19 protein-coding genes are annotated in these 21,981 nt (G+C 69.5%); 8 read left to right on the top strand and 11 right to left on the bottom strand.

Annotated features, from left to right (window positions below):
* Window positions 1–80: 80 nt before the first annotated feature.
* The gene (ubiG, locus tag V6M45_RS13990; RefSeq protein ID WP_332657150.1) at window positions 81–884 is read right to left on the bottom strand and encodes a bifunctional 2-polyprenyl-6-hydroxyphenol methylase/3-demethylubiquinol 3-O-methyltransferase UbiG; all 804 of its coding nucleotides are present in this window, start codon (window positions 882–884) and stop codon (window positions 81–83) included.
* 55 nt (window positions 885–939) lie between these two features.
* Between ubiG and V6M45_RS13985 the strand changes: the two genes are divergently transcribed.
* The 5 genes from V6M45_RS13985 (at window position 940) to V6M45_RS13965 (ending at window position 7,653) form a co-directional block, all read left to right on the top strand.
* Window positions 940–2,214: an aspartate kinase gene (locus V6M45_RS13985; RefSeq protein ID WP_332657149.1), complete on the top strand. Its 1,275-nt coding sequence runs from the start codon at window positions 940–942 to the stop codon at window positions 2,212–2,214.
* Between the two features lie 113 nt (window positions 2,215–2,327).
* The gene (gene ptsP, locus V6M45_RS13980; RefSeq protein ID WP_442880596.1) at window positions 2,328–4,535 is read left to right on the top strand and encodes a phosphoenolpyruvate--protein phosphotransferase; all 2,208 of its coding nucleotides are present in this window, start codon (window positions 2,328–2,330) and stop codon (window positions 4,533–4,535) included.
* 176 nt (window positions 4,536–4,711) lie between these two features.
* On the top strand, window positions 4,712–5,833 hold the full coding sequence (locus tag V6M45_RS13975) for a helix-turn-helix domain-containing protein (RefSeq protein ID WP_332657147.1): 1,122 nt from the start codon (window positions 4,712–4,714) through the stop codon (window positions 5,831–5,833).
* A 78-nt stretch (window positions 5,834–5,911) separates the two neighbouring features.
* On the top strand, window positions 5,912–7,051 hold the full coding sequence (ispG, locus tag V6M45_RS13970; RefSeq protein ID WP_332657165.1) for a flavodoxin-dependent (E)-4-hydroxy-3-methylbut-2-enyl-diphosphate synthase: 1,140 nt from the start codon (window positions 5,912–5,914) through the stop codon (window positions 7,049–7,051).
* Between the two features lie 2 nt (window positions 7,052–7,053).
* Window positions 7,054–7,653 carry a glutathione S-transferase N-terminal domain-containing protein gene (locus V6M45_RS13965; RefSeq protein ID WP_332657164.1) on the top strand — a complete coding sequence of 200 codons (600 nt, stop codon included), beginning with the start codon at window positions 7,054–7,056 and terminating at the stop codon, window positions 7,651–7,653.
* Window positions 7,654–7,660: 7 nt separating this feature from the next.
* Here the strand turns inward: V6M45_RS13965 and V6M45_RS13960 are convergent, their stop codons facing one another.
* Window positions 7,661–8,440, bottom strand: a complete 780-nt coding sequence (locus V6M45_RS13960; protein WP_332657146.1) for a sulfite exporter TauE/SafE family protein — start codon at window positions 8,438–8,440, stop codon at window positions 7,661–7,663.
* Between the two features lie 137 nt (window positions 8,441–8,577).
* Between V6M45_RS13960 and prfA the strand changes: the two genes are divergently transcribed.
* Complete coding sequence (gene prfA / locus V6M45_RS13955) at window positions 8,578–9,645, top strand: peptide chain release factor 1 (RefSeq protein WP_332657145.1); 1,068 nt, start codon at window positions 8,578–8,580, stop codon at window positions 9,643–9,645.
* A gap of 81 nt (window positions 9,646–9,726) precedes the next feature.
* On the opposite strand, the gene recF is transcribed toward prfA, so the two are convergent.
* From recF to V6M45_RS13910, 9 genes are all read right to left on the bottom strand, one after another.
* Window positions 9,727–10,860, bottom strand: a complete 1,134-nt coding sequence (recF, locus tag V6M45_RS13950; RefSeq protein ID WP_332657144.1) for a DNA replication/repair protein RecF — start codon at window positions 10,858–10,860, stop codon at window positions 9,727–9,729.
* Between the two features lie 102 nt (window positions 10,861–10,962).
* The gene (locus V6M45_RS13945; protein ID WP_332657143.1) at window positions 10,963–11,379 is read right to left on the bottom strand and encodes an SseB family protein; all 417 of its coding nucleotides are present in this window, start codon (window positions 11,377–11,379) and stop codon (window positions 10,963–10,965) included.
* Window positions 11,380–11,382: 3 nt separating this feature from the next.
* Window positions 11,383–12,501 carry a DNA polymerase III subunit beta gene (gene dnaN, locus V6M45_RS13940; RefSeq protein WP_332657142.1) on the bottom strand — a complete coding sequence of 373 codons (1,119 nt, stop codon included), beginning with the start codon at window positions 12,499–12,501 and terminating at the stop codon, window positions 11,383–11,385.
* Between the two features lie 504 nt (window positions 12,502–13,005).
* On the bottom strand, window positions 13,006–14,472 hold the full coding sequence (gene dnaA, locus V6M45_RS13935) for a chromosomal replication initiator protein DnaA (RefSeq protein WP_442880597.1): 1,467 nt from the start codon (window positions 14,470–14,472) through the stop codon (window positions 13,006–13,008).
* A gap of 415 nt (window positions 14,473–14,887) precedes the next feature.
* Window positions 14,888–15,157 (bottom strand): 30S ribosomal protein S20, encoded by a 270-nt coding sequence (rpsT, locus tag V6M45_RS13930; protein WP_332657140.1) that lies wholly within the window; start codon window positions 15,155–15,157, stop codon window positions 14,888–14,890.
* 106 nt (window positions 15,158–15,263) lie between these two features.
* A complete protein-coding gene (locus V6M45_RS13925; RefSeq protein WP_332657139.1) occupies window positions 15,264–16,052 on the bottom strand; it encodes an enoyl-CoA hydratase-related protein in 789 nt (262 codons plus the stop codon).
* Between the two features lie 37 nt (window positions 16,053–16,089).
* Window positions 16,090–16,632, bottom strand: a complete 543-nt coding sequence (locus V6M45_RS13920; protein WP_332657138.1) for a DUF1697 domain-containing protein — start codon at window positions 16,630–16,632, stop codon at window positions 16,090–16,092.
* A 4-nt stretch (window positions 16,633–16,636) separates the two neighbouring features.
* Window positions 16,637–17,500: a bifunctional DNA-formamidopyrimidine glycosylase/DNA-(apurinic or apyrimidinic site) lyase gene (gene mutM / locus V6M45_RS13915; RefSeq protein ID WP_332657137.1), complete on the bottom strand. Its 864-nt coding sequence runs from the start codon at window positions 17,498–17,500 to the stop codon at window positions 16,637–16,639.
* Between the two features lie 327 nt (window positions 17,501–17,827).
* Window positions 17,828–18,286: a cytochrome c gene (locus V6M45_RS13910; protein WP_332657136.1), complete on the bottom strand. Its 459-nt coding sequence runs from the start codon at window positions 18,284–18,286 to the stop codon at window positions 17,828–17,830.
* 130 nt (window positions 18,287–18,416) lie between these two features.
* Between V6M45_RS13910 and V6M45_RS13905 the strand changes: the two genes are divergently transcribed.
* Together V6M45_RS13905 and V6M45_RS13900 are read left to right on the top strand one after the other, a co-directional pair.
* The gene (locus V6M45_RS13905; RefSeq protein WP_332657135.1) at window positions 18,417–20,474 is read left to right on the top strand and encodes an OPT family oligopeptide transporter; all 2,058 of its coding nucleotides are present in this window, start codon (window positions 18,417–18,419) and stop codon (window positions 20,472–20,474) included.
* Window positions 20,475–20,655: 181 nt separating this feature from the next.
* A partial coding sequence (locus tag V6M45_RS13900; RefSeq protein WP_332657134.1) for a GTP-binding protein occupies window positions 20,656–21,981 on the top strand: 1,326 nt, incomplete at its 3' end.

Raw genomic sequence — 21,981 nt, 5'->3', positions numbered from 1 at the left:
AATGGTCCCCTCATCTCACCCGCAAGCTTGGCTGTCCCGTTACTTCGAGGTCAGGTCGATGAACGCCCGATGAACCGCGTTCAGTCGCGCGTGGCGACCATCATGTAGTTGATGCCCGCGTCGTCGCTCTCGCTCCAGCGGTCGGTCAGCGGATTGTAGACCAGGCCGTACGGGCCGCTGACCGCCACGGGCTCTTCCGACAGCATCAGCCGGATTTCGTCCGGCTTGAGGAACTGGCGCCAGTCGTGTGTTCCCGCCGGCACCCAGCGCAGCACATATTCCGCCGCGACCTTGCCGAGGGCGAGCGACTTCAGCGTGCGGTTCAGGGTGGCGACGATCAGCATTCCGCCGGGCTTCACCAGCCGGGCGCAGGTGCGGACGAAGGCCTCCGGATCGGCGACATGCTCGATCACCTCCAGGGTAAGGACTACGTCGAAAGGACCCGCGCCCTCGGCCTCGAGCTGTTCGACCGTGGCGGCGCGGTAGCCGATGTCGAGGCCCTGCTGTTCCGCGTGGATGCGGGCCGTGCCGATGTTCTCGGACGAAGCGTCTATGGCGGTGACCTCGAAGCCCATGCGGCGCATCGGCTCGGCGATCAGGCCGCCGCCGCAGCCGACGTCCAGCAGGCTCAGGCCGGCGAAGGGCTCGCGGCCGCGGACGTCCCGGCCGAAGCGTTCGGCGGCGCGGTCGCGGACGAAGGCGAGGCGGGCGGGGTTGAACCGGTGCAGCGGGGCGAAGGGCCCGCGCGCGTCCCACCACTCCGCCGCCTGGGCCGAGAACCGCGCCACATCGGCGGGATCGATCGAGGGCCCTGCGGCGTGCTCGCCGGAGTCCTCGCCGCTTTGGGGTTTGCGTGCCGATACCGTGCCGTTAGAAGCGACCATGGGCCGAGGGATGAACCCGCGCGGCCCTCCACGCAAGATGGGGCGATACGCCACGATGACGCGGCCCGCTACGACGCGACTGGTGATGAAGTTCGGCGGCACCTCGATGGGCGACCTCGAGCGCATTCGCCGCGCCGCCCGCATCGTCGCCGCCGAGGCCGCGTCGGGCAAGAAGGTGGCGGTGGTGGTCTCGGCCATGGCCGGCAAGACCAATGAACTGGTCGCCTGGACCGACGGCGCCGGCCGGGCCGCGCAGGGAATCGAGATGTCGGACGACGAGTATGACGTCGTCGTCGCCTCGGGCGAGCAGGTGACCTCGGGCCTGCTGGCTCTCACCCTGCGCAATATGGGTCTGAACGCGCGCAGCTGGATGGGCTGGCAGATTCCGATCCTGACCGACGACGCCCACGGCCGGGCCCGCATCGAGGACGTGCCGGGCGAGGTGCTGGGCGCGGCGCTGGACAAGGGCGAGATCGCCGTGGTGCCGGGATTCCAGGGCGTCACCCGCGACGGGCGCATCACGACCCTCGGCCGGGGCGGTTCCGACACCTCGGCGGTGGCCGTCGCGGCGGCCCTGGGCTGCCCGTGCGACATCTACACCGACGTGGACGGCGTCTACACGACCGACCCGCGCATCGAGTCTCGGGCGCGCCGCCTCGAAAAGGTCTCCTATGAGGAGATGCTGGAGATGGCTTCGCTCGGGGCCAAGGTGTTGCAGACCCGCTCGGTGGAGCTGGCCATGGCGAAACGGGTCCCGGTCCGGGTCCTGTCCAGCTTCATCGAACCCGACGAGAACGGCGTCCTGCCCGCCAAGTCCGGCACCCTGATCTGCGACGAGGAGGAAATCGTGGAGAAACGCATCGTATCCGGCGTCACCATGAGCCGCGACGAGGCCCGTATCACCCTGCTGGGCCTGTCCGACCGGGTCGAGGCGCCGGCGGACGTCTTCACCCGCCTGGCCGAGGCCAACGTCAACGTCGACATGATCGTGCAGAGCCAGGCCCGCAGCGAAGGCGCGGTCAACCTGACCTTCACCACCGGCCGCCGCGACGCCCAGCGGGCCGCCGAGCTGATGCGCGCGGCGCAGAAGGAGATCGGTTTCGAGGAGCTTCGGGTCGACGAGGACGTCGCCAAGGTCTCGGTCGTCGGCGTCGGCATGCGCAGTCACGCGGGTGTCGCCCAGACCATGTTCAAGGCGCTGGCGGACAAGGGCGTGAAGTTCCAGGCTATCTCGACGTCCGAGATCAAGATCAGCGTTCTGATCGACGCGGCCTATGCGGAACTGGCCGTCCGTGCGCTTCATTCGGCCTACGGTCTGGAAGCGGTCTAGAAAAGAAGCTTGGCGGCTCCCATCTCGGGCGCTGATCTGTTGGAGGGGCCATGCCGGTTGGCGGATTGACGACGAGGGGGCCGCGGAACCTCCTTCGCCAGATCCGCGAGGCTATGGCGGGGGCGGCGCCTGCGCAGGAACGGCTCGACACCGTGGTCCGCATCATCGCCCAGTCGATGGTGGCGGAGGTCTGCTCGATCTATCTGCGCCGCGCCTCCGGCGAGCTGGAGCTGTTCGCCACCCAGGGTCTGAAGCCGGAGGCCGTTCACAACACCCGCCTGCGCCCCGGCGAAGGTCTGGTCGGCGAGGTGGCGCGCACGGCCGAGCCGATCAGCCTGTCCGATGCGCCGTCGCACCCCAGCTTCGCCTACCGCCCGGAAACCGGCGAGGATCCCTATCACGCCTTCCTCGGCGCGCCCCTGCTGCGCGGCGGCCGGGCCATCGGCGTGCTGGTCGTCCAGAACCGCTCCGAGCGGCGCTATGACGAGGAAGAGGTCGAGGACATCCAGACCATCGCCATGGTCCTGGCCGAGACCGTGGCCTCGGGCGAACTGCTGGCGCAGGACGAACTGCGCGACATCGAGGTCGCGCCGCACCGGCCCGAGCGGCTGAAGGGTCAGCGCTTCGCCGAGGGGCTGGCCTACGGCCATGTCGTCTTGCACGAGGCCCCGATCCCGCCCGAGAATCTGCTGGCCGAGGACCCCGCGGTCGAGGAGGTCCGGTTGCGCGAGGCCCTCGTCGCGCTCAAGGCCAACATCGATTCCATGCTCGAGGGCGGGCAGGGCAAGCTGGCGGGCGCCCCGTTCGAGGTGCTTGAGACCTACCGGATGTTCGCCGACGACCGGGGCTGGAACCGGTCGCTGGAGGAGGCGGTGCGCACCGGCCTGACCGCCGAGGCCGCGGTTGACCGGGTCCGCAACGAGCACCGCGCCCGCTTCGCCACGGCGCGCGATCCCTACATCCGCGAGCGGCTCCACGACTTCGAGGACCTGGCCAACCGGCTCCTGCGGGTGCTGGCGGGGGACCGTCCGGGCGAGCGGCGGGACCTTCCGGACGACGCCATCCTGGTGGCGCGCAACCTCGGGCCCGCCGACCTTCTGGAATATCCCCGACACAAGCTGAGGGGGTTGCTGCTCGAGGAGGGCTCGGCCGCCAGCCACGCCGCCATCGTCGCGCGGGCGCTGCAAATTCCCTGCGTCGGCCGTCTGATGGGCCTGCGCGACCGCCTGTCCGAGGGCGACCTGGTCATCGTCGACGGCGAAACCGGCGAGGCCTATCTGCGGCCGCGCCCCGACATGCTCGCGGCGGTGCAGTCGCGCATCGAGGTGCGCAGCGAGCGGCAGGCCGAGTTCACCCGCCTTCGCGACGTCGACTCCGTCACCCTCGACGGGACCCGCATCACCCTGCTGACCAACGCCGGTCTCGCCGTCGATCTGGAGAACCTCGACGCCACCGGGGCCGAGGGCATCGGCCTGTTCCGCACCGAGTTCCAGTTCATGGTGTCCGAGGAGCTGCCGCGCCTCGACAGCCAGACCGCCCTCTACAAGCTCGTGCTGGACACGGCCGGCGACCGGCCGGTCACCTTCCGCACCCTCGACATCGGCGGGGACAAGGTCCTGCCCTATCTGGAGACCGAGCGGGAAGAGAACCCGGCCATGGGGCGCAGGGCCATCCGCCTCGGCCTCGACCGGCCGGGTCTGCTGCGGCTCCAGTTACGCGCGCTGCTGGCCGCCGCGGCCGGGCGCGAACTGCGGGTCATGTTCCCGATGATCGCCACGGTCGACGAATTCCGCGCCGCCCGCGAACTGGTCGATGTCGAATGCGCCTGGGCGAAGCGGCGGGGGCGGGCGCTGCCGGCCCTGCTCCGGGTCGGGGCCATGATCGAGTGCCCCTCGCTGCTCTGGCACCTCGACGCCCTGCTGCCGCTGACGGATTTCGTCTCAGTCGGCACCAATGACCTGTTCCAGTACATGTTCGCCGCCGACCGGACCAATCCGCTGGTGTCCGACCGCTACGACCCCCTGTCGCCGCCTCTGCTCCGGGCCCTGGCCGAGATCCAGAAGAAATGCGCCGACACCGGCACGCCGGTCTCGGTCTGCGGCGAGCTGGCCGGGCGGCCGTTGGAGGCCTTCGCCCTGCTGACCCTGGGCTACACCCGGCTGTCGGCCCCCGCCGGCGGGGTTGGCCCGGTCAAGCGGATGATCCTGTCCGCCGACCTGCCGGCCGCGCGCCGGGGCATGGCCAACCTGCTGGGATCGTCGTCCGGTTCGATCCGGGGCGAACTGGAGTCGCTGGCCCGGAAATTGAACATCACGATCTGAAGCGGTCCGGCCAGACGCGCCGGCACGGCTAACAAATCGTTGATCGGTCAGCCCTAATGAGTTATCCACAAGCCTTCACCGGGGGGTCCGCGGGGGCGGACCCGATCTGTCATCCCGATATGGTACAGGCCCCGGTATTGAGTACCGCGCGCGAGGCGACCTTGCGCACGCCGAGTATGGGGTCAGGCCGTATGGCGCTGGATACGGGGACCGTCCCCGAAGAGTTTCGGGATCATCCCGACTGGCAGGACATGGTTCCGTCCATCACGGACGCCGCGACTCTGGGCGACGGCCTGCGCGCCGCCCGAACCCATTCCGGCCGGTCGCTGGCCGAGCTCTCCAGCATCACCCGGGTGCCGACGCGCTATCTGACGGCGCTTGAGCAGAACGACTTTTCGGTGCTGCCCAACCGCGTCTTCTCGATCGGCTATGTGCGCGCCTACGCCGGCGCCCTCGGCCTCGACGAACAGCTGGCGGTGGAACGGTTCAAGCGCGAAGCGCCGGACCCCTCGGTGCCGCTGCAGCCGCCGGTCGGCGTGGCCTTCGAAGAGGTCAAACGCTATTCGCCACGCCTGATCGCAGCCGGCATGGCGTTGGTCCTGGCGGTGGTCGGCTGGAACGTCTTCCAGCGCGTCAGCCTGATGCGGGCGCCGCAGCCGTCGGACCTCGCGTCCGTCCCCGAGAGCTGGACCCTCGGCGCAGTGCCGGGACAAGCGGAGTTCATGCGCCTGTCCGCCCCGCGCCCGGCGCCGCCGGACCAGACCGTGCCGGCCCTCTACATCACCCCGGGCCTTGAAGCCGAGCTGACCGGCATCGACCCTGCCTCGCCCGAGGGTCTGGCCGCCGCCGCCGCCGGCGCGCCGCCGGTGCAGAAGGCCTTCAACCCGCGCGGCGCCATCTACGGCGCCTCGGCCAGCGCCTCGCAGGTGGTGCTGCAGGCGCGCAAGTCGGCTTATCTCATCGTGCGCATGGCCGATGGCCGCGTGCTGTTCGCGCGCCAGCTGGCCGCGGGCGACGCCTGGCGCGCGCCTCTCGGGGTCGCCGCCACGGTCGAGGTGCAGGACGTCACGGCCTTCGACGTCTATCTGAACGGCGAGCACGGCGGGGCCCTCGAGGCCACCCAGACCTCCCTGAACCAGCTGAACGTCCGGGCCCAGGGACTGGCCCGCCAGGCCGCCGCCGAGGTGGCCGCGCGCACCGAGGCTGCCCGCACCGCCGCGGTCCAGGCCCAGGCCCAGGCCCAGCTTGAGGCCGCCAACACGGCGCCGGTCCCCGCCGTGACCACCGCCGGAGGCTGATCCGCGACATCGAGGATGGGCGCCGATCCGGCGCTTGTCGTGGCCATGCCGCATTCCGAAGCCTATGTTGCCCCCGAGATGAGCCTGGATCACACACACGTCCGCCCGTGGCGCCATATCGAGCGCCGGCAGAGCCGCCAGATCATGGTCGGGAGCGTGCCCGTGGGCGGCGGCGCCCCGATCACGGTCCAGTCAATGACCAATACGCCGACCTCGGACGCGGCGGCGACGATCGACCAGATCCGCCGGCTGGAAGAGGCCGGGGCTGACATCGTCCGCGTCTCCTGCCCCGACGAGGACTCGACCGCCGCCTTCCGCCAGATCGCGCGCGAGGCCCGCGTTCCGCTCGTCGCCGACATCCACTTCCACTACAAACGGGGTATCGAGGCCGCCGAGGCCGGCGCCGCCTGCCTCCGCATCAACCCCGGCAACATCGGCTCGCCCGACCGTGTCCGCGAGGTCATCCAGGCGGCCAAGGACCACGGCTGTTCGATGCGGATCGGCGTCAACGCCGGCTCGCTGGAGCGCGACCTGCTGGAGAAGTACGGCGAGCCCTGCCCCGAGGCCATGGTCGAGAGCGCGCTCAGCCACGCCCGCATCCTGCAGGACCACGACTTCCACGAGTTCAAGATTTCGGTGAAGGCCTCCGACCCCTTCCTGACCGTCGCCGCCTACCAGCAACTGGCTGAAGCGATCGACTGCCCGCTGCATCTCGGCGTCACCGAGGCCGGGCCGCTGCGCTCGGGCACGATCAAGTCGGCCATCGGCATGGGCAATATGCTGTGGGCGGGGATCGGCGACACCATCCGCGTCAGCCTCGCCGCCGATCCGGTGGAAGAGATCAAGGTCGGCTTCGACATCCTCAAGTCGCTCGGCCTGCGCCACCGCGGCGTCAACATCATCGCCTGTCCGTCGTGCGCGCGTCAGGGCTTCAACGTCATCGAGACGGTCGGCGTCCTGGAAGAGAAGCTGGCCCATGTGACGACGCCGATGTCGCTGTCGATCATCGGCTGCGTCGTCAACGGCCCGGGCGAGGCGCTTTACACCGACGTCGGTTTCACCGGCGGCGGCGCCGGCTCGGGCATGGTCTATCTGAACGGCAAGATGGCTCACAAACTGGCCAACGGCGGCATGATCGACCACATCGTCGAACTGGTCGAGGCCAAGGCCGCCGAGCTGGACGCCGCCCGCATCGCCGCCCTCGAAGCCGCCGAGTGACCATGAAGCTCTACATCACCGTCCCCTCGCCCTACGCCCGCAAATGCCGGATCGTGGCGCGCGAGAAGGGGCTGGCCGGGCGGATCGAGGAGATCGCGGTCGATCCCTACGCCAACGCCCCCGAACTGCTGTCGTCCAACCCGCTGGTCCAGGTCCCGACCCTGATCGCGGAGGACGGCCTGCCGCTCAACGATAGTCCGGTGATCTGCGAGTATCTCGACGCCCTCGGCGCCGGGCCGCGCCTGCTGCCCGAGGAAGGACCGGAGCGGCTGAGGGTGCGGCGGCTCGAGACCCTGGCCAATGGCGCGCTGGAGATGGGCGTCAAACTGGTGCTGGAGAAGCGCCGCCCGGAGCACGAGCGCTCGCCGTCCTGGATCGAGCGCTGGACGACCAACATGGGCCGCGCCCTCGATGCGCTGGAGGCGGCCGCGCCCGATCCCGCCCGGCTCGACATGGGGGTGATCACCGCCGGCGTCGCGGTGACCTGGATCGGCTTCCGCCATCCGGACTACGACTGGAAGACCGGGCGCCCGGGGCTGGTCGCCCTGCAGGCGGCGCTTGAGGCGCGGCCCAGCTTCGCCTGGACCCGCCCCGACGCCTGAACCGGCCTCAGGCCAGAACGCCGGCCAGCTGCAGCGCCTGCACCCCGGCCAGCGCCACCAGAACGATCCCGACCGCATAGGCCAGCACCCGGCGCGGCACCCGCTTGGCGATCAGGCCGGCGAAGGGCGCCGCCGCCAGTCCCCCGACCACCAGCCCGGCCACGGCGCCGGCGTGGTTCTGCAGGGCGTCCGCATCGCGCCAGTGGCCGGTCACCAGGGCCCAGACGAAGGTCGCGCTGATAGCCATGGCGAGGAAGAATTCGGCGGTGTTGACGGTGCCGATGGCGCGGCGCGGCTCCTGACCGGCGCCGACCAGGGTCGAGGACACCGTCGGGCCCCAGCCGCCGCCGCCGATGGCGTCGAGGAAGCCGCCGATCAGTCCCAGCGGGGCCGTCACCCAGGCGCGGATGCGGCGCAGATGGATTTCATGCCCCGCGCGCCACAGGATGTAGACGCCCATCAGGGCCAGATAGGCGACCACGAACGGCTTGATGACCTCGCCCTCGATGCCGGTCAGCACATAGGCGCCCAGACAGCCGCCGATCACCCCGGCGATGGCGAGGGGGACCAGCAGCCGCCAGTCGACGTTGCGATGCCAGATATGGCTGCCGGCCGAGGCGGCGGTGGTGAAGACCTCGGCCCCGTGCACGCTGGCCGAGGCGGTGGCCGGCGGCACGCCTGCCGCGAGCAGAACCGAGGAGGAAATGACGCCATAGGCCATCCCGAGCGCGCCATCGACGGCCTGGGCGAGGAAGCCGACCAGCAGGAAGAGCAGAAAGGTGTCCATGCGCCCTCCAAGCGTGGCCGTCGCCCGCTTCTCCGATGAAAGGCGGGCCCATGCAATTGGTTGCGCCCGCCTCCATCGACAGATCGCGGGCCGTCGGGCTATGGCTCCCCTCCTTTCCAACCGAGGACTTCTCTCCCTTGCGACTGCCCCAGGCCCGGCTCGATCAGGTGCTCGACCGCTTCCACCAGGTGGAGGCGCGCATGGGCGCGGCCAGCGACGGTCAGGAGATCGTGCGCCTGTCGAAGGAGCACGCCGAGATGAAGCCCGTCGCCGACGCCGTCATGGCGCTGGCGAAGACCCGGGCCGAGATGGCCGATCTCGAGGCCATGGCGGCCGATCCGGAAATGGCCGAGATGGCCGCAGACGAGCTGCAGACCCTGCGCGAGCGCCTGCCCGACATGGAGCGCGACGTCGCCCTGCTGCTGGCCCCGCGCGACGCCGACGAGAACGCCTCGGCCGTGCTGGAAGTGCGCGCCGGCACCGGCGGCGACGAGGCGGCCCTGTTCGCCGGCGACCTGTTCCGCATGTATTCCCGCTACGCCCAGTCGCGCGGCTGGAAGGTCGAGGTCGACAGCGCCACCGAGGGCGAGGCCGGCGGCTACAAGGAGATCATCGCCACCGTCACCGGCGAGGGCGTGTTCGGCCGGCTGAAGTTCGAGAGCGGCGTGCACCGGGTCCAACGGGTGCCGACGACGGAAGCGGGCGGCCGCATCCACACCTCGGCGGCGACTGTCGCCGTCCTGCCCGAGGTCGAGGACGTCGAGATCGAGATCCACGACAAGGACATCCGCATCGACACCTTCCGCGCCTCCGGCTCGGGCGGCCAGCACGTCAACAAGACCGACTCCGCCGTGCGCATCACCCATATGCCCTCGGGCATCGTGGTGACCTCCTCGGAGAAGTCGCAGCACGTCAACCGCGACAAGGCGATGAAGAACCTGCGCGTCCGCCTCTACGACATGCAGCGGCAGGAGAAGGACCTGGCCCGCTCCAGCGCCCGCAAGTCGCAGGTCGGCTCGGGCGACCGGTCGGAGCGCATCCGCACCTACAACTTCCCCCAGGGCCGCGTCACCGATCACCGCATCGGCCTGACCCTGCACAGCCTGCCGCAGATCCTCGAGGGCGACCTCGACCCGATGCTCAACGCCCTGATCGCCGAGGACCAGGCCGCCCGCCTGGCCGATCTGGAAGCGGAGTTCGGCTGAGGGTTCTCGAGTCCCTCTCCCGGCGGGAGAGGGCTTGAGCCTCCGGAGCGAAGCGATCGGCAAGGCGAAAGGGTGAGGGGCTCAGCCCTCCGTCGTCAACGCCCCGCCCTCGACCCGCACGAACTGCGCCCGCCCCCGCAGGGGCTCGAACAGCTCCGCCTCGGTCCCGGTCAGAAAGGCCTGCAGCCCCAAAGCCTCGATCTCGTCGAACAGGGCGGCGCGGCGGCGCGTGTCGAGGTGGGCCGGGGCTTCGTCCAGCAGCAGGATCGGCGCGGCGGACTGGTCGGACAGCCGCGCGATCTGGGCCAGGATCAGGTTCAGCACCAGCGCCTTCTGCTCGCCCGAAGAGCCCTCGGCGGCCGGCCGGTTCTTCTCGCGGTGCAGGGCGGTCAGGTCCGAGCGATGCGGACCGTACAGCGAGCGGCCGGCGGCGGCGTCGCGGGCGCGGCTGCGGGCCAGGCCCTCGCGGATCGCTCCGGCGATAGCTTCGGCGCCCGCCCCGGCGGCGGCCATGGCCTCCGCTTCTCCGGTCAGTCCCAAGTCGGCCTGCGGGAAGGGGCGGTCGCCGCGCTCGTCGATGGCCGCCTGCAGGGTGACGAGGGCGGCGGCGCGGGCGAGGGCGGCGGCGGCCCCCGCCTCGCCGAGGCGGAGCTCCAGCGCGTCGAGCCACAGCGGATCGGCTGGCTGTCCTTCGGCCCCGTCGGTCAGCAGCCGCAACCGCTCGCGCAGCGCCTTCTCATAGGCGCCGACTGAGGCGGCGTGGTCCGGGTCGGCCGCGAACACCAGCCGGTCAAAGAATTTCAGGCGCGCCGCCCGGGCGTCGGAGAACAGCCGGTCCTGCTCCGGCGTCGCCCAGACCGGCCGCAGGTGGTCGAGCAGCCGCCCCGGCTGGGCCGTCTCCCCGTCGATGCGCACGATGCGACGGGCCGCGCCCGCCACCTGCACCCCGGTGCCCAGCTTCGTCTCGCCCTCGCCGTCGGTCAGCACCGCCGCCACGGCCCAGGCCCGGCCGCCCGCCTCGCCCGGCTCGCGCCGCCCCATCTCCGGCGCGCTGGCCCCGCGCAGCCCCTTGCCCGGGGTGAACAGGCTCAGCGCCTCGAGCAGATTGGTTTTCCCCGCCCCGTTCGGCCCGTGCAGCACCACCGTCCCCGCCGCGACGGGCAGGCTGGCGCTCGCATAGGAGCGGAAGTCGGTGAGGGTGAGGGCGGTGATCAAGCGATTGGCCGGGGACTGGTGATGAGGGGCCGGATGGAGCGCATCCGTCGCCACCAACCCCTAGCCACTATTGAACCCCTTCCCAACCCGGGGATGCGAGGCTTACCGGCCTTGGCCCGCCTGGCCCCCGCGCGCCTTCATCCTGGCGACGCCGTAGGGCGGCATGCTGAAGCCGACGGCCTCGCCGGGGTTCACGGCGATGCCGTATTCGTCGCCGACCACATTCAGAATCCACTCGGCGCGAACCAGAAGCGCGTGGGGATATTGAGGCGCATTGCGGGACCAGTTCGAGCATTTCCCCGCGGTGGTGAAGACGACGAGCGCGAGATAGCCCTCCGGCGTCGACACCGTCAGCGGGGAGATGGCCTGAGGGTCAGGGCCCGGGTCTTCCGCGAGCATGACGACGACGTACGAATTCATGAACGCCGACGCGAGGTCATCGAGGTTTCCGCCGTCCTGTGCGGCTCTGATCGCCGCTTCGAGCGCCGCGCCAGCCTCCTCGGGCGGGGGGATCCCCACGTCCTACACCCGCAGCGGCATAAGCACGTACTGCACGCCCGGATCGCCCGGATCGAGGACGAGGGTCGGGCTGGCCGGGTCGGCGAATTTGAAGTGGGCGGTCTCGCCGGTGATCTGGCCGGCGACGTCGAGCAGGTAGCGGGCGTTGAAGCCGATCTCGAACGGCTCTTCGGAATAGCCGATCTCGACCTCCTCGACGCCTTGGCCCGCCTCCATGTTGCGCACCGTCAGGGTGACGCGGTCGAGGTCGAAGGCCAGTTTCACGCTGCGGCTCTTCTCGGCCGAGATGGTGGCGACGCGGTCGACGGCCGAGGCGAAGACGGCGTTGTCGATGTCGGCCTGTTTGTCGTTCCCCTTGGGGATGACGCGCATATAGTCGGGGAAGGCGCCGTCGATGACCTTGGAGGTCAGGCTGGCCTGGCCGAATTCGAAGCGGATCTTCTGCGGCGAGACCATGACCTCGACCGGGCCCGAGCCGTCGTCCAGCAGGCGGCGGACCTGGTCGATGGTCTTGCGCGGGACGATGACGCCGGGGCCGCCGGCCGCGCCTTCAGGAGCAGGCGTTTCGGCGAGGGCCAGACGGTGGCCGTCGGTGGCCACGGCGCGCAGCAGCGGAATGCCGGCCTCGGCGACCGTGTGCAGGTACAGGCCGTTCAGATAGTAGCGCGTCTCTTCCGTCGAGACGGCGAACCGGGTCTTGTCGATCAGCCGCGCCAGGTCTTCCTTGGGCAGGGAGAAGCGCGTGCCCGAGGTGTCGGTCGACATGACCGGGAAGTCGCCGGCCGGCAGGACCGGCAGGTTGAATTTCGAACGCCCGGCCTGGACCACCAGACGGGGGTCGTCGCCATTGTAGCTCAGCGAGACCTCGGCCCCCTCGGGCAGCTTGCGGACGATCTCGTACAGGGTGTGGGCCGGGGCGGTGATCTGGCCCTCGACATTCACCTGGGCCTCGGCCTCGTCGACCATCTCCATGTCGAGATCGGTGGCGGCGAAGCTGAGCTTGTCGCGGCCGGCGCTGAGCAGGACGTTCGACAGGATCGGAATGGTGTTCCTGCGCTCGACGACGCTCTGGACATGCCCGAGGGCCTTGAGGAGCGCGGATCGTTCGATGGTCAGCTGCATGTCGTCTCGCCCGGGAGCGGCGACTCAAAGCGTCACCGCGACTAGAGGGCCTTGGACACTAGCGGATTGGCGGCGCGGGGCAAGGAAGGGGCAGGGGTTCCGGGCCGCGCGATCCGGGAAGAGGCGGCTGCTGTCTGTGGACAAAGCGCCCGCGGGCCCGTGGCGGCCCTGACGCTGTGTTGGCGATCGCCGGAATTATAGTCGGTTTGGGCGGAAAACCGGCCGCCTTTCCAGACACATCGCCTTTTCCCGACGCGATCTTCCCGCCTGAGGAAACGGCGGGGGCATAATGCGCGCCGTGCGTTGCTGGTCTTTGAGAACCGAATCCCCGCCGCTCCGCCGCAGGAGCCGCGGAGTCGACATGGCGAAATCGCCGGGTCGCTGAAATTCCTCAGAGTCAATGCCGACTCTGCCGACTCTGCCCCCCGTAACGCCGTTGCCGACCCTGCCGAACCTGCCCCCCCTGTTTTCTCGTTGCAGGCCGGGAGGCCGGTCCGGCCGGGGTCAGCCGCGCAGCTTGCGGGTCAGCGCCTCGACGTCGCGGGCGATCTGGTCGTCCTGGGCCATCAGCTCCTCGATCTTGCGCACGCCGTGCAGGACCGTGGTGTGGTCCCGCCCGCCGAAACGGCGGCCGATGTCCGGATACGAGCGGGTGGTGTGCTGCTTGCACAGCCACATGGCGATCTGGCGGGGCCTCGCGACGGAACGCGTGCGGCGCTCCGACAGCAGGTCAGCCTGCTTCAGGGTGAAATGCTCGGCGACGGTCTTCTGGATCTCGTCGACGGTGATGCGGCGCTCGGGGCCGCCACGCAGGGCCGAGCCCAGCAGGGTCTGGGTCTCGTCCACGGTCAGGGCCGACAGCCGCGCGCCGGCGACGGCGGCGAGGGTGTTCACGGCGCCTTCCAGCTCGCGCATCGAGCCGGGCGTGCGGTCGACCAGGTGCTCCAGCACGTCCGGGCGGGCCTCGCCAGAGACGACGCCGAGGTTGGCGAGGGCGGCGATGCGATTGCGCGCGACGGCCAGCTTGAGGGCGCGGTCGGCCGGTTCGACCGGGCAGGTCAGGCCCGAAGCCAGGTGGCTGCGCAGGCGCGGCTCGACCTCGGTCAGGGCCATCGGCGGACGGTCGGCCGACAGGATGATGCGCTTTCCGTCCTCGATCAGGCTGGTCAGCGTGGCCAGCAGTTCGTCCTGGGTCGAGGCCTTGCCGCCGACGAACTGGACGTCGTCGATCAGCAGCATGTCGGCGCCGCGCAGGCTTTCCTTGAAGGCCGCGGTCGAGCGGTCCTGCATGGCCCGTACGAAGGTCGACAGAAAGCGCTCGGCGGTCAGATAGACGACCTTGGCGTCCGGCCGCAGGCGCTGGGCCTCCCAGGCGATAGCGTTCAGCAGGTGGGTCTTGCCGTAGCCATAGGGGCCGCAGAAGAAGATCGGATTGAAGTGGCCGTCGGCCCAGGCGGCGGCCTGGCGGGCGATGGCGAGGGCGAAGGCGTTGCCCTGACCTTCCACGAAGCTGTCGAAGTTCAGACGTTCCTGCAGGCCGGCGGCGCGGACGGCGCGGGCCCCGTCGGCGACCGGGCCATGGGTGGCGACCGGCATTGGCACGACATTGGCCGCGGGGGCCTCGGCGCGGCCGGCGGCGACCTGCGAGGCCGGGGCGACTGAGCCCATCTCGGCCCGGCAACGGACTTCGAGGCGACGTGAGAGGCCGTCGAGGCCGAGCCACAGCTCATTCATGCGGCGCAGGGCGTTCTTGCGAACCCAGTCGCGGGCATAGGCGGTCGGGGTGACGAGGATCAGCTGGCCGGCGCCGTCGGCCCGCACCGCCGAGGGGGCGATGTAGGAGCTGAACGCGCCCTCGCCGATCTCGCTGCGCAGGCGACCTGCCGCCTCGGTCCAGATACGATCCGGATCGGTCATCCCCGCCATTTGCGCGCCCCCCGCCATGTTCAGCCACCCGCCAAAAGAAACCATCATCTGACGCCCTTCGAGCGGCCTGGATCGGGCACGACTTCTCCTTTCGGTTGCGGCTGGGCGCCGCCCCGGAGGGGTCATGCTCACAATCTGACATCTCACGCCGACGCGAAACTGGTCCCGCGCCGTGTTCATCCGTGGAGGGATGGAAGTGCGTTAGAGCCCCAAACTTACGCCGGGAGCGGGGGGCGTCAACGCTGATTCGATTCGTAATCGGCAGTTAAATTGTTTGACTCCGCTAAAGCCAAACGCCGTCAACGGAATCCTCGATTTCGCCACCGAAGCGAGCACAATTCCGGCGCCTGCGGGTTAGCGGCGCACGTGCAAACGGCGAGGAAGCGGTTGCTTCCTCGCCGTTGAAATCGTTCGTCTTTACCATGACAGCCCGATGAAAGGCCGTCCGGAGGCCGCTCTGTCAGGCAGCCGACATTTTCTTCAGTTGGGCGGCCAGGCGGGACACCTTGCGCGAGCCCGTGTTCTTGTGAACCACGCCCTTGGTGACGGCGCGCATCAGCTCGGATTGCGCCTCCACGAAGGCGGCCTTCGCGGCCCCGGCGTCGCCGCCCGTGACGGCTTCCTGGAACTTGCGCAGGAAGGTGCGGACGCGCGTACGGCGCGCCTTGTTCACTTCGGTGCGGGCAGCGATCTTGCGGATCGCTTTCTTGGCGCCGGCATTGTTGGCCATCAGTCAAACCTTCGAACGGAAAACGCCGCGGAGCACACGTCCACGGCGCGAAAATCTCAAGAGCGCGCGGCTATAGCGGAAAGGCTGGATGCGATCAAGGCGAGTCTCAGCGCCCGGTGAAGTTCGGCTTCCGCTTCTCCACAAAGGCGGCCATGCCCTCCTTCTGGTCCTCGAAGGCGAACAGCGAATGGAACAGGCGGCGTTCGAACTGGACGCCCTGGGTCAGGGTCGTCTCGAGGGCGGCGTTGACCATCTCCTTGTTGGCCATGACGGCCAGCGGGCTCTGCGAGGCGATCTTCGCCGCGATCTTGCGGACCTCGTCCAGTAGGGTGTCGTGCGGCACGACGCGGGCGGCGAGGCCGGCGCGCTCGGCTTCGGCGGCGTCCATCATCCGGGCGGTAAGGACCATATCCATGGCCTTGGACTTGCCGACCAGGCGGGTCAGGCGCTGCGAACCGCCGATGCCGGGGGCGACGCCGAGGTTGATCTCGGGCTGGCCGAATTTGGCTTTCTCCGACGCCACTATGAAGTCGCACAGCATGGCCAGCTCGCAGCCGCCACCCAGGGCGAAGCCGTTGACGGCGGCGATGATCGGCTTGCGGAAGCGGGTGATGCGGTCGTGGCCGAGCGAGAAGAAATTGGCCTTGTACATGTCGGCGTAGGACTGGTCGGACATCTCCTTGATGTCGGCGCCGGCGGCGAAGGCCTTGTCGCCCGAACCGGTCAGGATCAGGCAGCGCACGCTGTCGTCGTGCTCGACGGCGTCGAGGAAGTCCGACAGGTCCTTGAAGAGGGCCGAGTTCAGCGCGTTCAGGGCCTCGGGCCGGTTCAGGGTCGCCACCGCATAGCCGTCGGCGTGGCGTTCGATCAGCAGGGTGTCGTAGGTGTCGGCCATGGGGGTCTCCTCGTCTGCGGCCTGCATACCGATCCGGTCACGCCGGCGAAAGGCCGACCATCTCGCCGAGCTTCAGCACCGTGTTCCAGTTGCGGCCCGTGCCCATGCCCAGAAGGCGCGGCGTGGCTCTCTTGAAGATGACCGACTGGCCCTGACCGTTCGGGAACCAGAACCAGAGGACGCCGCCGGCCGCCTCAACCCGCTCTCCGCCCCCGGCGAGCGCGCGGCAGGCCTCGAGCGCTCCCTCCCGGATCCCGGCCTTCATGACCATGGCCAGGGTCCTGGACGGATGCGCGGCCGCCTCATCGGGAAAGGGATTGGCGGCGACCAGTTCGGCCCACTGGTCGGGCGTGCGGACCATGGCGGCGATCTTCAGGCCGAAGCGGCGCTCCATGGCGGTCTCGACCTCGTCCTCCAGCCGGGCGGTCGGCCTGTCGCTTTCGACCACGAGGTTGCCGCTGGCCAGAAGCGTGCGGGGGTTCTTCAGCCCGATCTCTTCCGCCATGGCGCGCTGTTCGGCCACCGGGGCGCGCACGCCGCCGGTGTTCATGCCGCGAAACAGGATGATGCGGTGGGTCATGGCGTCAGCGCTTCTGGCAGGAGGGACAGAAGAAGGTGGAGCGCCCGCCCTGGACGAGGCGTTTGACGACGCCGTGGCAGCCTTCGCCGGGGCAGGGTTTCCCTTCGCGGCCGTAGACGTCGAAGCGGTGCTGGAAATAGCCCTGCCCGCCCTCGGCGTTGGCGAAGTCGCGCAGGGTCGAGCCGCCCGCGGCGATGGCGTCGTTGAGGACGTCGCGGACGACGGCGGCGAGCGTTTCGAGCCGGGGTTTCGACACCTTGCCGGCGGCGACGAGCGGCGAGATGCGGGCCCGATAGAGAGCCTCGCAGACATAGATGTTGCCGAGGCCGGCGACGATGCGCTGGTCCAGCAGACTGACCTTGATCGACTGTTTCTTGCCCGCGAAGGCTTCGGCCAGATGGGCGCCGGAAAAGCCGTTGCCGAGCGGCTCGGGGCCGAGGCCGGCGAACCACGGGTGGGCGTCGACCGCGTCGGTGGGGATCAGGCCCATGAAGCCGAAGCGCCGGGCGTCGGCGAAACCGAGCCGCGTCGTCGAGGGTCCGCGCACCGCGCACAGGCTGACGTGCTCGTGCTTGCCGGCGACCGGCGCGGCCTCCTCGAACTCGCCCAGCTGTTCGCCGTCGAGAGTGAAGCGGCCGGTCATGCCCAGATGGGTCACCCAGGTCTCGCCGGTCGACAGGGGCATCAGCAGATATTTGGCCCGGCGGTCGATCCGTTCGACGGTCGCGCCGGCGAGGCGTTCAGCGAACCGTTCGGGGAAGGGGAAACGCAGGTCGGGACGGTTCTGGCGGACGCGGGTCAGCCGCGCGCCCTCGAGGACCGGCTGCAGGCCGCGGCGGACGGTCTCGACCTCGGGAAGCTCGGGCATGGGCGGGTCCACAGGGATGAAAAAACGGGGGGCGAAGTCGGCAGAGTCTACATCGCCGAGGTCGGGGCCGGCGTCGAAATTCGGGGGGCAGAGTCGGCATCGCCGACGATGACCGGGAAACGGACGCGACACCTTCGGCGGGGCGGCGGAAGACGGATTTTCAAAGACCCGGCGTCGGAACAGACGCGAAGGATCAGTATGCGCCGTGTCCGCCCTCAGGCGGAAAAACAGGCTCTGGAATTATCCATAAGATTGTTTTCTCAGGAGATTTTCGCGCCAATCCGACTATAATTCCGCGAACTGCCAGCAGAGCGTCCCGCCCGACGACTATTGGGCCTTGTAGGCGTCGTGGCAGGCTTGGCAGGTCGCGCGCACGGCGGTCCACTGGACCCCGAACGCGGCGGCGTCCTCGCCCGTCGCCAGCTCCGCCAGACGGTCGGCGGCGGCGGCGTAGTCCGCGGCTTTGGCCTCGAACCCGGCGCGGTCGGTCCAGATTTCGGCCCTGGCGTTGGTCTGGACGCCGGCTTCGGGTCCGGAACCCGCGGGGAACATCCCCGGCACGGCGTGGGCCCAGCGGGAGAGAGAACGGGTGGCGAAGCGCTGACTCGCGAGCGGCTGCCCCGCGTCGATGGCGCCCTTGATCGAGGCCATGGCCACGCCGGACAGCATCATCGCCCCCTGCCGCCCCTTGATGACATCCGCCGCCGACGCCTGCGGCGCCCGCGCGCCGGCCGCGCCGCCCAGACAGGTCAGCCCGATGGCGGCCGCCGTGATGATCCGCTTCATGCCGTCCCCTCCGTTCACGGTCACGCTCCGCCCGGCGCGCGCGCCTGTCAATCCGCCCCCGCCACAAGGGCGATTGCCCCGCCGCCGGTTCTCGGCTTACCTCCGCCGTAACCATGGGAGAGGGCCTGACGTGACCGACACCGTTGAGAAGACGCCGCCGATTGTCGGCAAGCGCATCGAACTGACGCTTCGCGCTCTTGTGCTGGGCTGTTTGCTGGCCGTCGTGTTCACGGCGGCGAACACCTATCTGGGGCTCAAGGTCGGGCTCACCTTCGCCTCGGCCATTCCGGCGGCGGTCATCTCCATGGCCATCCTGCGGATGTTCAAGACGTCGACCATCTGGGAGAATATGACGGTCCAGACCGTCGCCTCGGTTGGCGGCGCCATGAGCTCGATCATCTTCGTCCTGCCCGGCCTGGTCATGGTCGGCTGGTGGCTGGAGTTCCCGTTCTGGGAGTCGGTGCTGATCTGCGTCTTCGGCGGCGTGCTGGGGGTGACCTTCTCCATTCCCCTGCGCCGGGCCCTCGTGGTCGAGGCGAACCTGCCCTATCCCGAGGGCGTCGCGGCCGCCGAGGTGCTGACGGTCGGCTCGCGGGGCGCTGAACAGACCGAAAGCGCCGTGCGCGAGAATGCGTCCGGGCTGTGGGTCGTGATCACCGGCGCCGTCGTTTCGGCGGGCTACGCCCTGCTGGTCGCGGGCCGGGTTTTCGCCGGCGAGGCGGCCCGGTTCATCAAACTGCCGGCGTCGCTTGGGGGCGGGGCCACGGGTCTCGGCTTCGGCATGCAGTTCGCCCTGCTGGGCGCGGGCCATCTGATCGGACTGAGCGTCGGCCTGGCGCAGCTGTTCGGCCTGATCCTGGCCTGGGGCATCGCGGTGCCGATCCTGACCTCGCCCGAGACCATCGCCTGGCTGACCGCCAACGGCATTCCGTCGATCGCCACCACCCTGCCTGCGGGAGTCGGCGCCGAGGAGCTGGCGGGCACGGTGTGGAGCCGCGAGGTCCGCTTCATGGGCGCCGGCGTCATCGGCGTGGCCGCGATCTGGACCCTGATCAAGCTGGCCGGACCGCTGATTGGCGGCCTGACCTCGGCCCTGGCCGCCAACCGCCGCCGTCGGAGCGGCGAGGTGCTGGACCGCACCGAGCAGGACATTCCGATCAACATCGTCGCCGGTCTCTCGGTCGCGTGTTTGATCGGCATCGGCTTCATCCTGGCCTGGTTCGCCCAGGGCAATCCGACGCTGGCGAGCTCGACCGCCCTGCTGGTCGGCGGGGGCCTGATCTATGTCGTCTTCATCGGCTTCGCCGTGGCCGCCATCTGCGGCTACATGGCCGGACTGATCGGCTCGTCGAACAGCCCGGTGTCAGGCGTCGGCATCCTGGCCGTCGTCATCGCCTCGGTGCTGATGCTGGGCGTTCTGGCCCTGGCCGGCCTGCCCGCCGACCCGTCGGTGGTGGCCTTCGCCCTGATCGTGACCGCCATCGTCTTCGCCGTCGCCGTCATCGCCAACGACAACCTGCAGGACCTGAAGACGGGTCAGCTGGTCGCGGCGACCCCGTGGCGACAGCAGACGGCCCTGATCGTCGGCGTCGTCGCCGGCGCCATCGTCATTCCGCTGATCCTCAACCTGCTCAACAAGGCCTTCGGCTTCGAGGGCGGACCGACCGGCATCGCCGACGAGCCGCTGGCGGCGCCGCAGGCGACCCTGATCTCGGCCCTCGCCCGGGGCGTGATCGGCGGCGACCTGCGCTGGGACCTGATCGGCCTCGGCGCCGTGATCGGCGTGGTCATCATCATCCTGGACGCCGTGCTGAACGGCGCGACGAAAGGGAAGATGAAACTGCCCCCGCTGGCGGTCGGCATCGGCTTCTACCTGCCCGCCGCGGTGACCACCATGCTGGTGATCGGGGCGGTCTGTGGCTGGATCTATGACAAGGCGATCAAGACCACGCGGTTCGCCGACGTCGGCCGCCGCATGGGCGTCCTGCTGGCCTCGGGCCTGATCGTGGGCGAGAGCCTGTTCCTGGTCATGACCGCGGGCGTCATCGTCTCCACCGGCAATGACGCGCCCTTCGCCATGCTGCCCGAGGATTCGACCTGGCCGGCCATGCTGGCGGGCGTCGCGGCCTTCGTCGTTCTGACCCTGGCCCTCTATGGCTGGGTGCGGAACCGGTCCGCCAGGGTCTGATCCCGCCCTCAGCTTGCCGCTTTCCTCGGCCATAAGGCCTGTCGTTACGCCGGTGCGTGTTCCTCGCGCACTGGCGTTTCGCCGTTCGCCCCTGTAAGAGGCGCGCGCCTTCCCGCAATCACGCCTCTCCCTGCAGCGGCGCGGACCTTCCGCGACCGAACACAGTCCGCCCGAGTCCGAAATGAATCTCCGCAACGTCGCCATCATCGCCCACGTCGACCACGGCAAGACCACCCTGGTGGACCAGCTTCTGGCCCAGTCGGGCGTGTTCCGAGCCAATGAGGCCACGACCGAGCGCGCCATGGACTCCAACGATCAGGAGCGTGAGCGCGGCATCACCATCCTGGCCAAATGCACGAGCGTGCTGTGGAACGGCAAGGCGGGCGAGACCCGCATCAACATCATCGACACCCCGGGCCACGCCGACTTCGGCGGCGAGGTCGAGCGCATCCTGGGCATGGTGGACGGCTGCGTCCTGCTGGTCGACGCCGAGGAAGGCGTCATGCCGCAGACCAAATTCGTGCTGACCAAGGCGCTGAAGATGGGCCTGAAGCCGATCCTCTGCATCAACAAGGTCGACCGCGCCCACGCCGATCCGGACAAGGTCCACAACGCCGCCTTCGACCTGTTCGCCGCCATCGGCGCGACCGACGAGCAGCTGGACTTCCCGCACATCTACGCCTCGGGCCGGGCCGGCTGGGCGACGCTGGACCTGAACCAGCCGTCGGACAACCTGGCCCCGCTGTTCGACCTGATCGTCGACCATGTGCCGGAGCCCAAGCAGGTCCAGAACAAGGACAAGCCGTTCCAGATCCTGAACGTGCTGATCGAGAGCGATCCCTTCCTGGGCCGCCTGCTGACCGGCCGGATCGAGAGCGGCAAGGCCGTTCCGGGCATGGCCATCAAGGCCCTGTCGCGCGACGGCAAGACCATCGAACAGGGCCGCATCACCAAGGTGCTGGCCTTCCGCGGCCTGAAGCGCCAGCCGGTGGACGACGCGGAGGCGGGCGACATCGTCGCCATCGCGGGCATGTCCAAGGCCACCGTGGCCGACACCCTGTGCGCCCTCGAAGTGACCGAGGCCCTGCCGGCCCAGCCGATCGACCCGCCGACCATCTCCATGACCGTCTCGGTCAACGACAGCCCGCTGGCCGGCCGCGAAGGCGACAAGGTCCAGTCGCGCGTCATCCGTGACCGCCTGCTGAAGGAAGCCGAGGCCAACGTCGCCATCCGCGTCACCGAGACCGGCGGCAAGGACGCCTTCGAGGTCGCCGGCCGCGGCGAACTGCAGCTGGGCGTGCTGATCGAGAACATGCGCCGGGAAGGCTTCGAACTGTCGATCTCGCGTCCGCGCGTGGTCTATCAGACCGGCGAGAACGGCGAGCGGCTGGAGCCGATCGAGGACGTCGTCATCGACGTCGACGACGAATACACCGGCGTGGTCATCGAGAAGCTGTCGGCCCGCAAGGCCGAGCTGAAGGACATGGGCCCGTCGGGCGCCGGCAAG

The organism is Brevundimonas sp. (assembly GCF_036676055.1).
GTDB lineage: Bacteria > Pseudomonadota > Alphaproteobacteria > Caulobacterales > Caulobacteraceae > Brevundimonas.
Note: the sequence above shows the minus strand (reverse complement) of the source record. Positions and strands in the feature narration are given on the sequence as shown.

Bases quoted from the DNA above. Each gene is read 5' to 3' on its own strand.
- V6M45_RS13960 (WP_332657146.1), bottom strand. From the start codon at position 8,440: ATGGACACCTTTCTGCTCTTCCTGCTGGTCGGCTTCCTCGCCCAGGCC.
- V6M45_RS13925 (WP_332657139.1), bottom strand. From the start codon at position 16,052: ATGGCCGACACCTACGACACCCTGCTGATCGAACGCCACGCCGACGGC.
- V6M45_RS13920 (WP_332657138.1), bottom strand. From the start codon at position 16,632: ATGACCCACCGCATCATCCTGTTTCGCGGCATGAACACCGGCGGCGTG.
- dnaN (WP_332657142.1), bottom strand. From the start codon at position 12,501: ATGCAGCTGACCATCGAACGATCCGCGCTCCTCAAGGCCCTCGGGCAT.
- ptsP (WP_442880596.1), top strand. From the start codon at position 2,328: ATGGCGGGGGCGGCGCCTGCGCAGGAACGGCTCGACACCGTGGTCCGC.
- rpsT (WP_332657140.1), bottom strand. From the start codon at position 15,157: ATGGCCAACAATGCCGGCGCCAAGAAAGCGATCCGCAAGATCGCTGCC.
- V6M45_RS13985 (WP_332657149.1), top strand. From the start codon at position 940: ATGACGCGGCCCGCTACGACGCGACTGGTGATGAAGTTCGGCGGCACC.
- dnaA (WP_442880597.1), bottom strand. From the start codon at position 14,472: ATGGTTTCTTTTGGCGGGTGGCTGAACATGGCGGGGGGCGCGCAAATG.
- ispG (WP_332657165.1), top strand. From the start codon at position 5,912: ATGAGCCTGGATCACACACACGTCCGCCCGTGGCGCCATATCGAGCGC.
- V6M45_RS13910 (WP_332657136.1), bottom strand. From the start codon at position 18,286: ATGAAGCGGATCATCACGGCGGCCGCCATCGGGCTGACCTGTCTGGGC.
- V6M45_RS13965 (WP_332657164.1), top strand. From the start codon at position 7,054: ATGAAGCTCTACATCACCGTCCCCTCGCCCTACGCCCGCAAATGCCGG.
- V6M45_RS13975 (WP_332657147.1), top strand. From the start codon at position 4,712: ATGGGGTCAGGCCGTATGGCGCTGGATACGGGGACCGTCCCCGAAGAG.
- ubiG (WP_332657150.1), bottom strand. From the start codon at position 884: ATGGTCGCTTCTAACGGCACGGTATCGGCACGCAAACCCCAAAGCGGC.
- mutM (WP_332657137.1), bottom strand. From the start codon at position 17,500: ATGCCCGAGCTTCCCGAGGTCGAGACCGTCCGCCGCGGCCTGCAGCCG.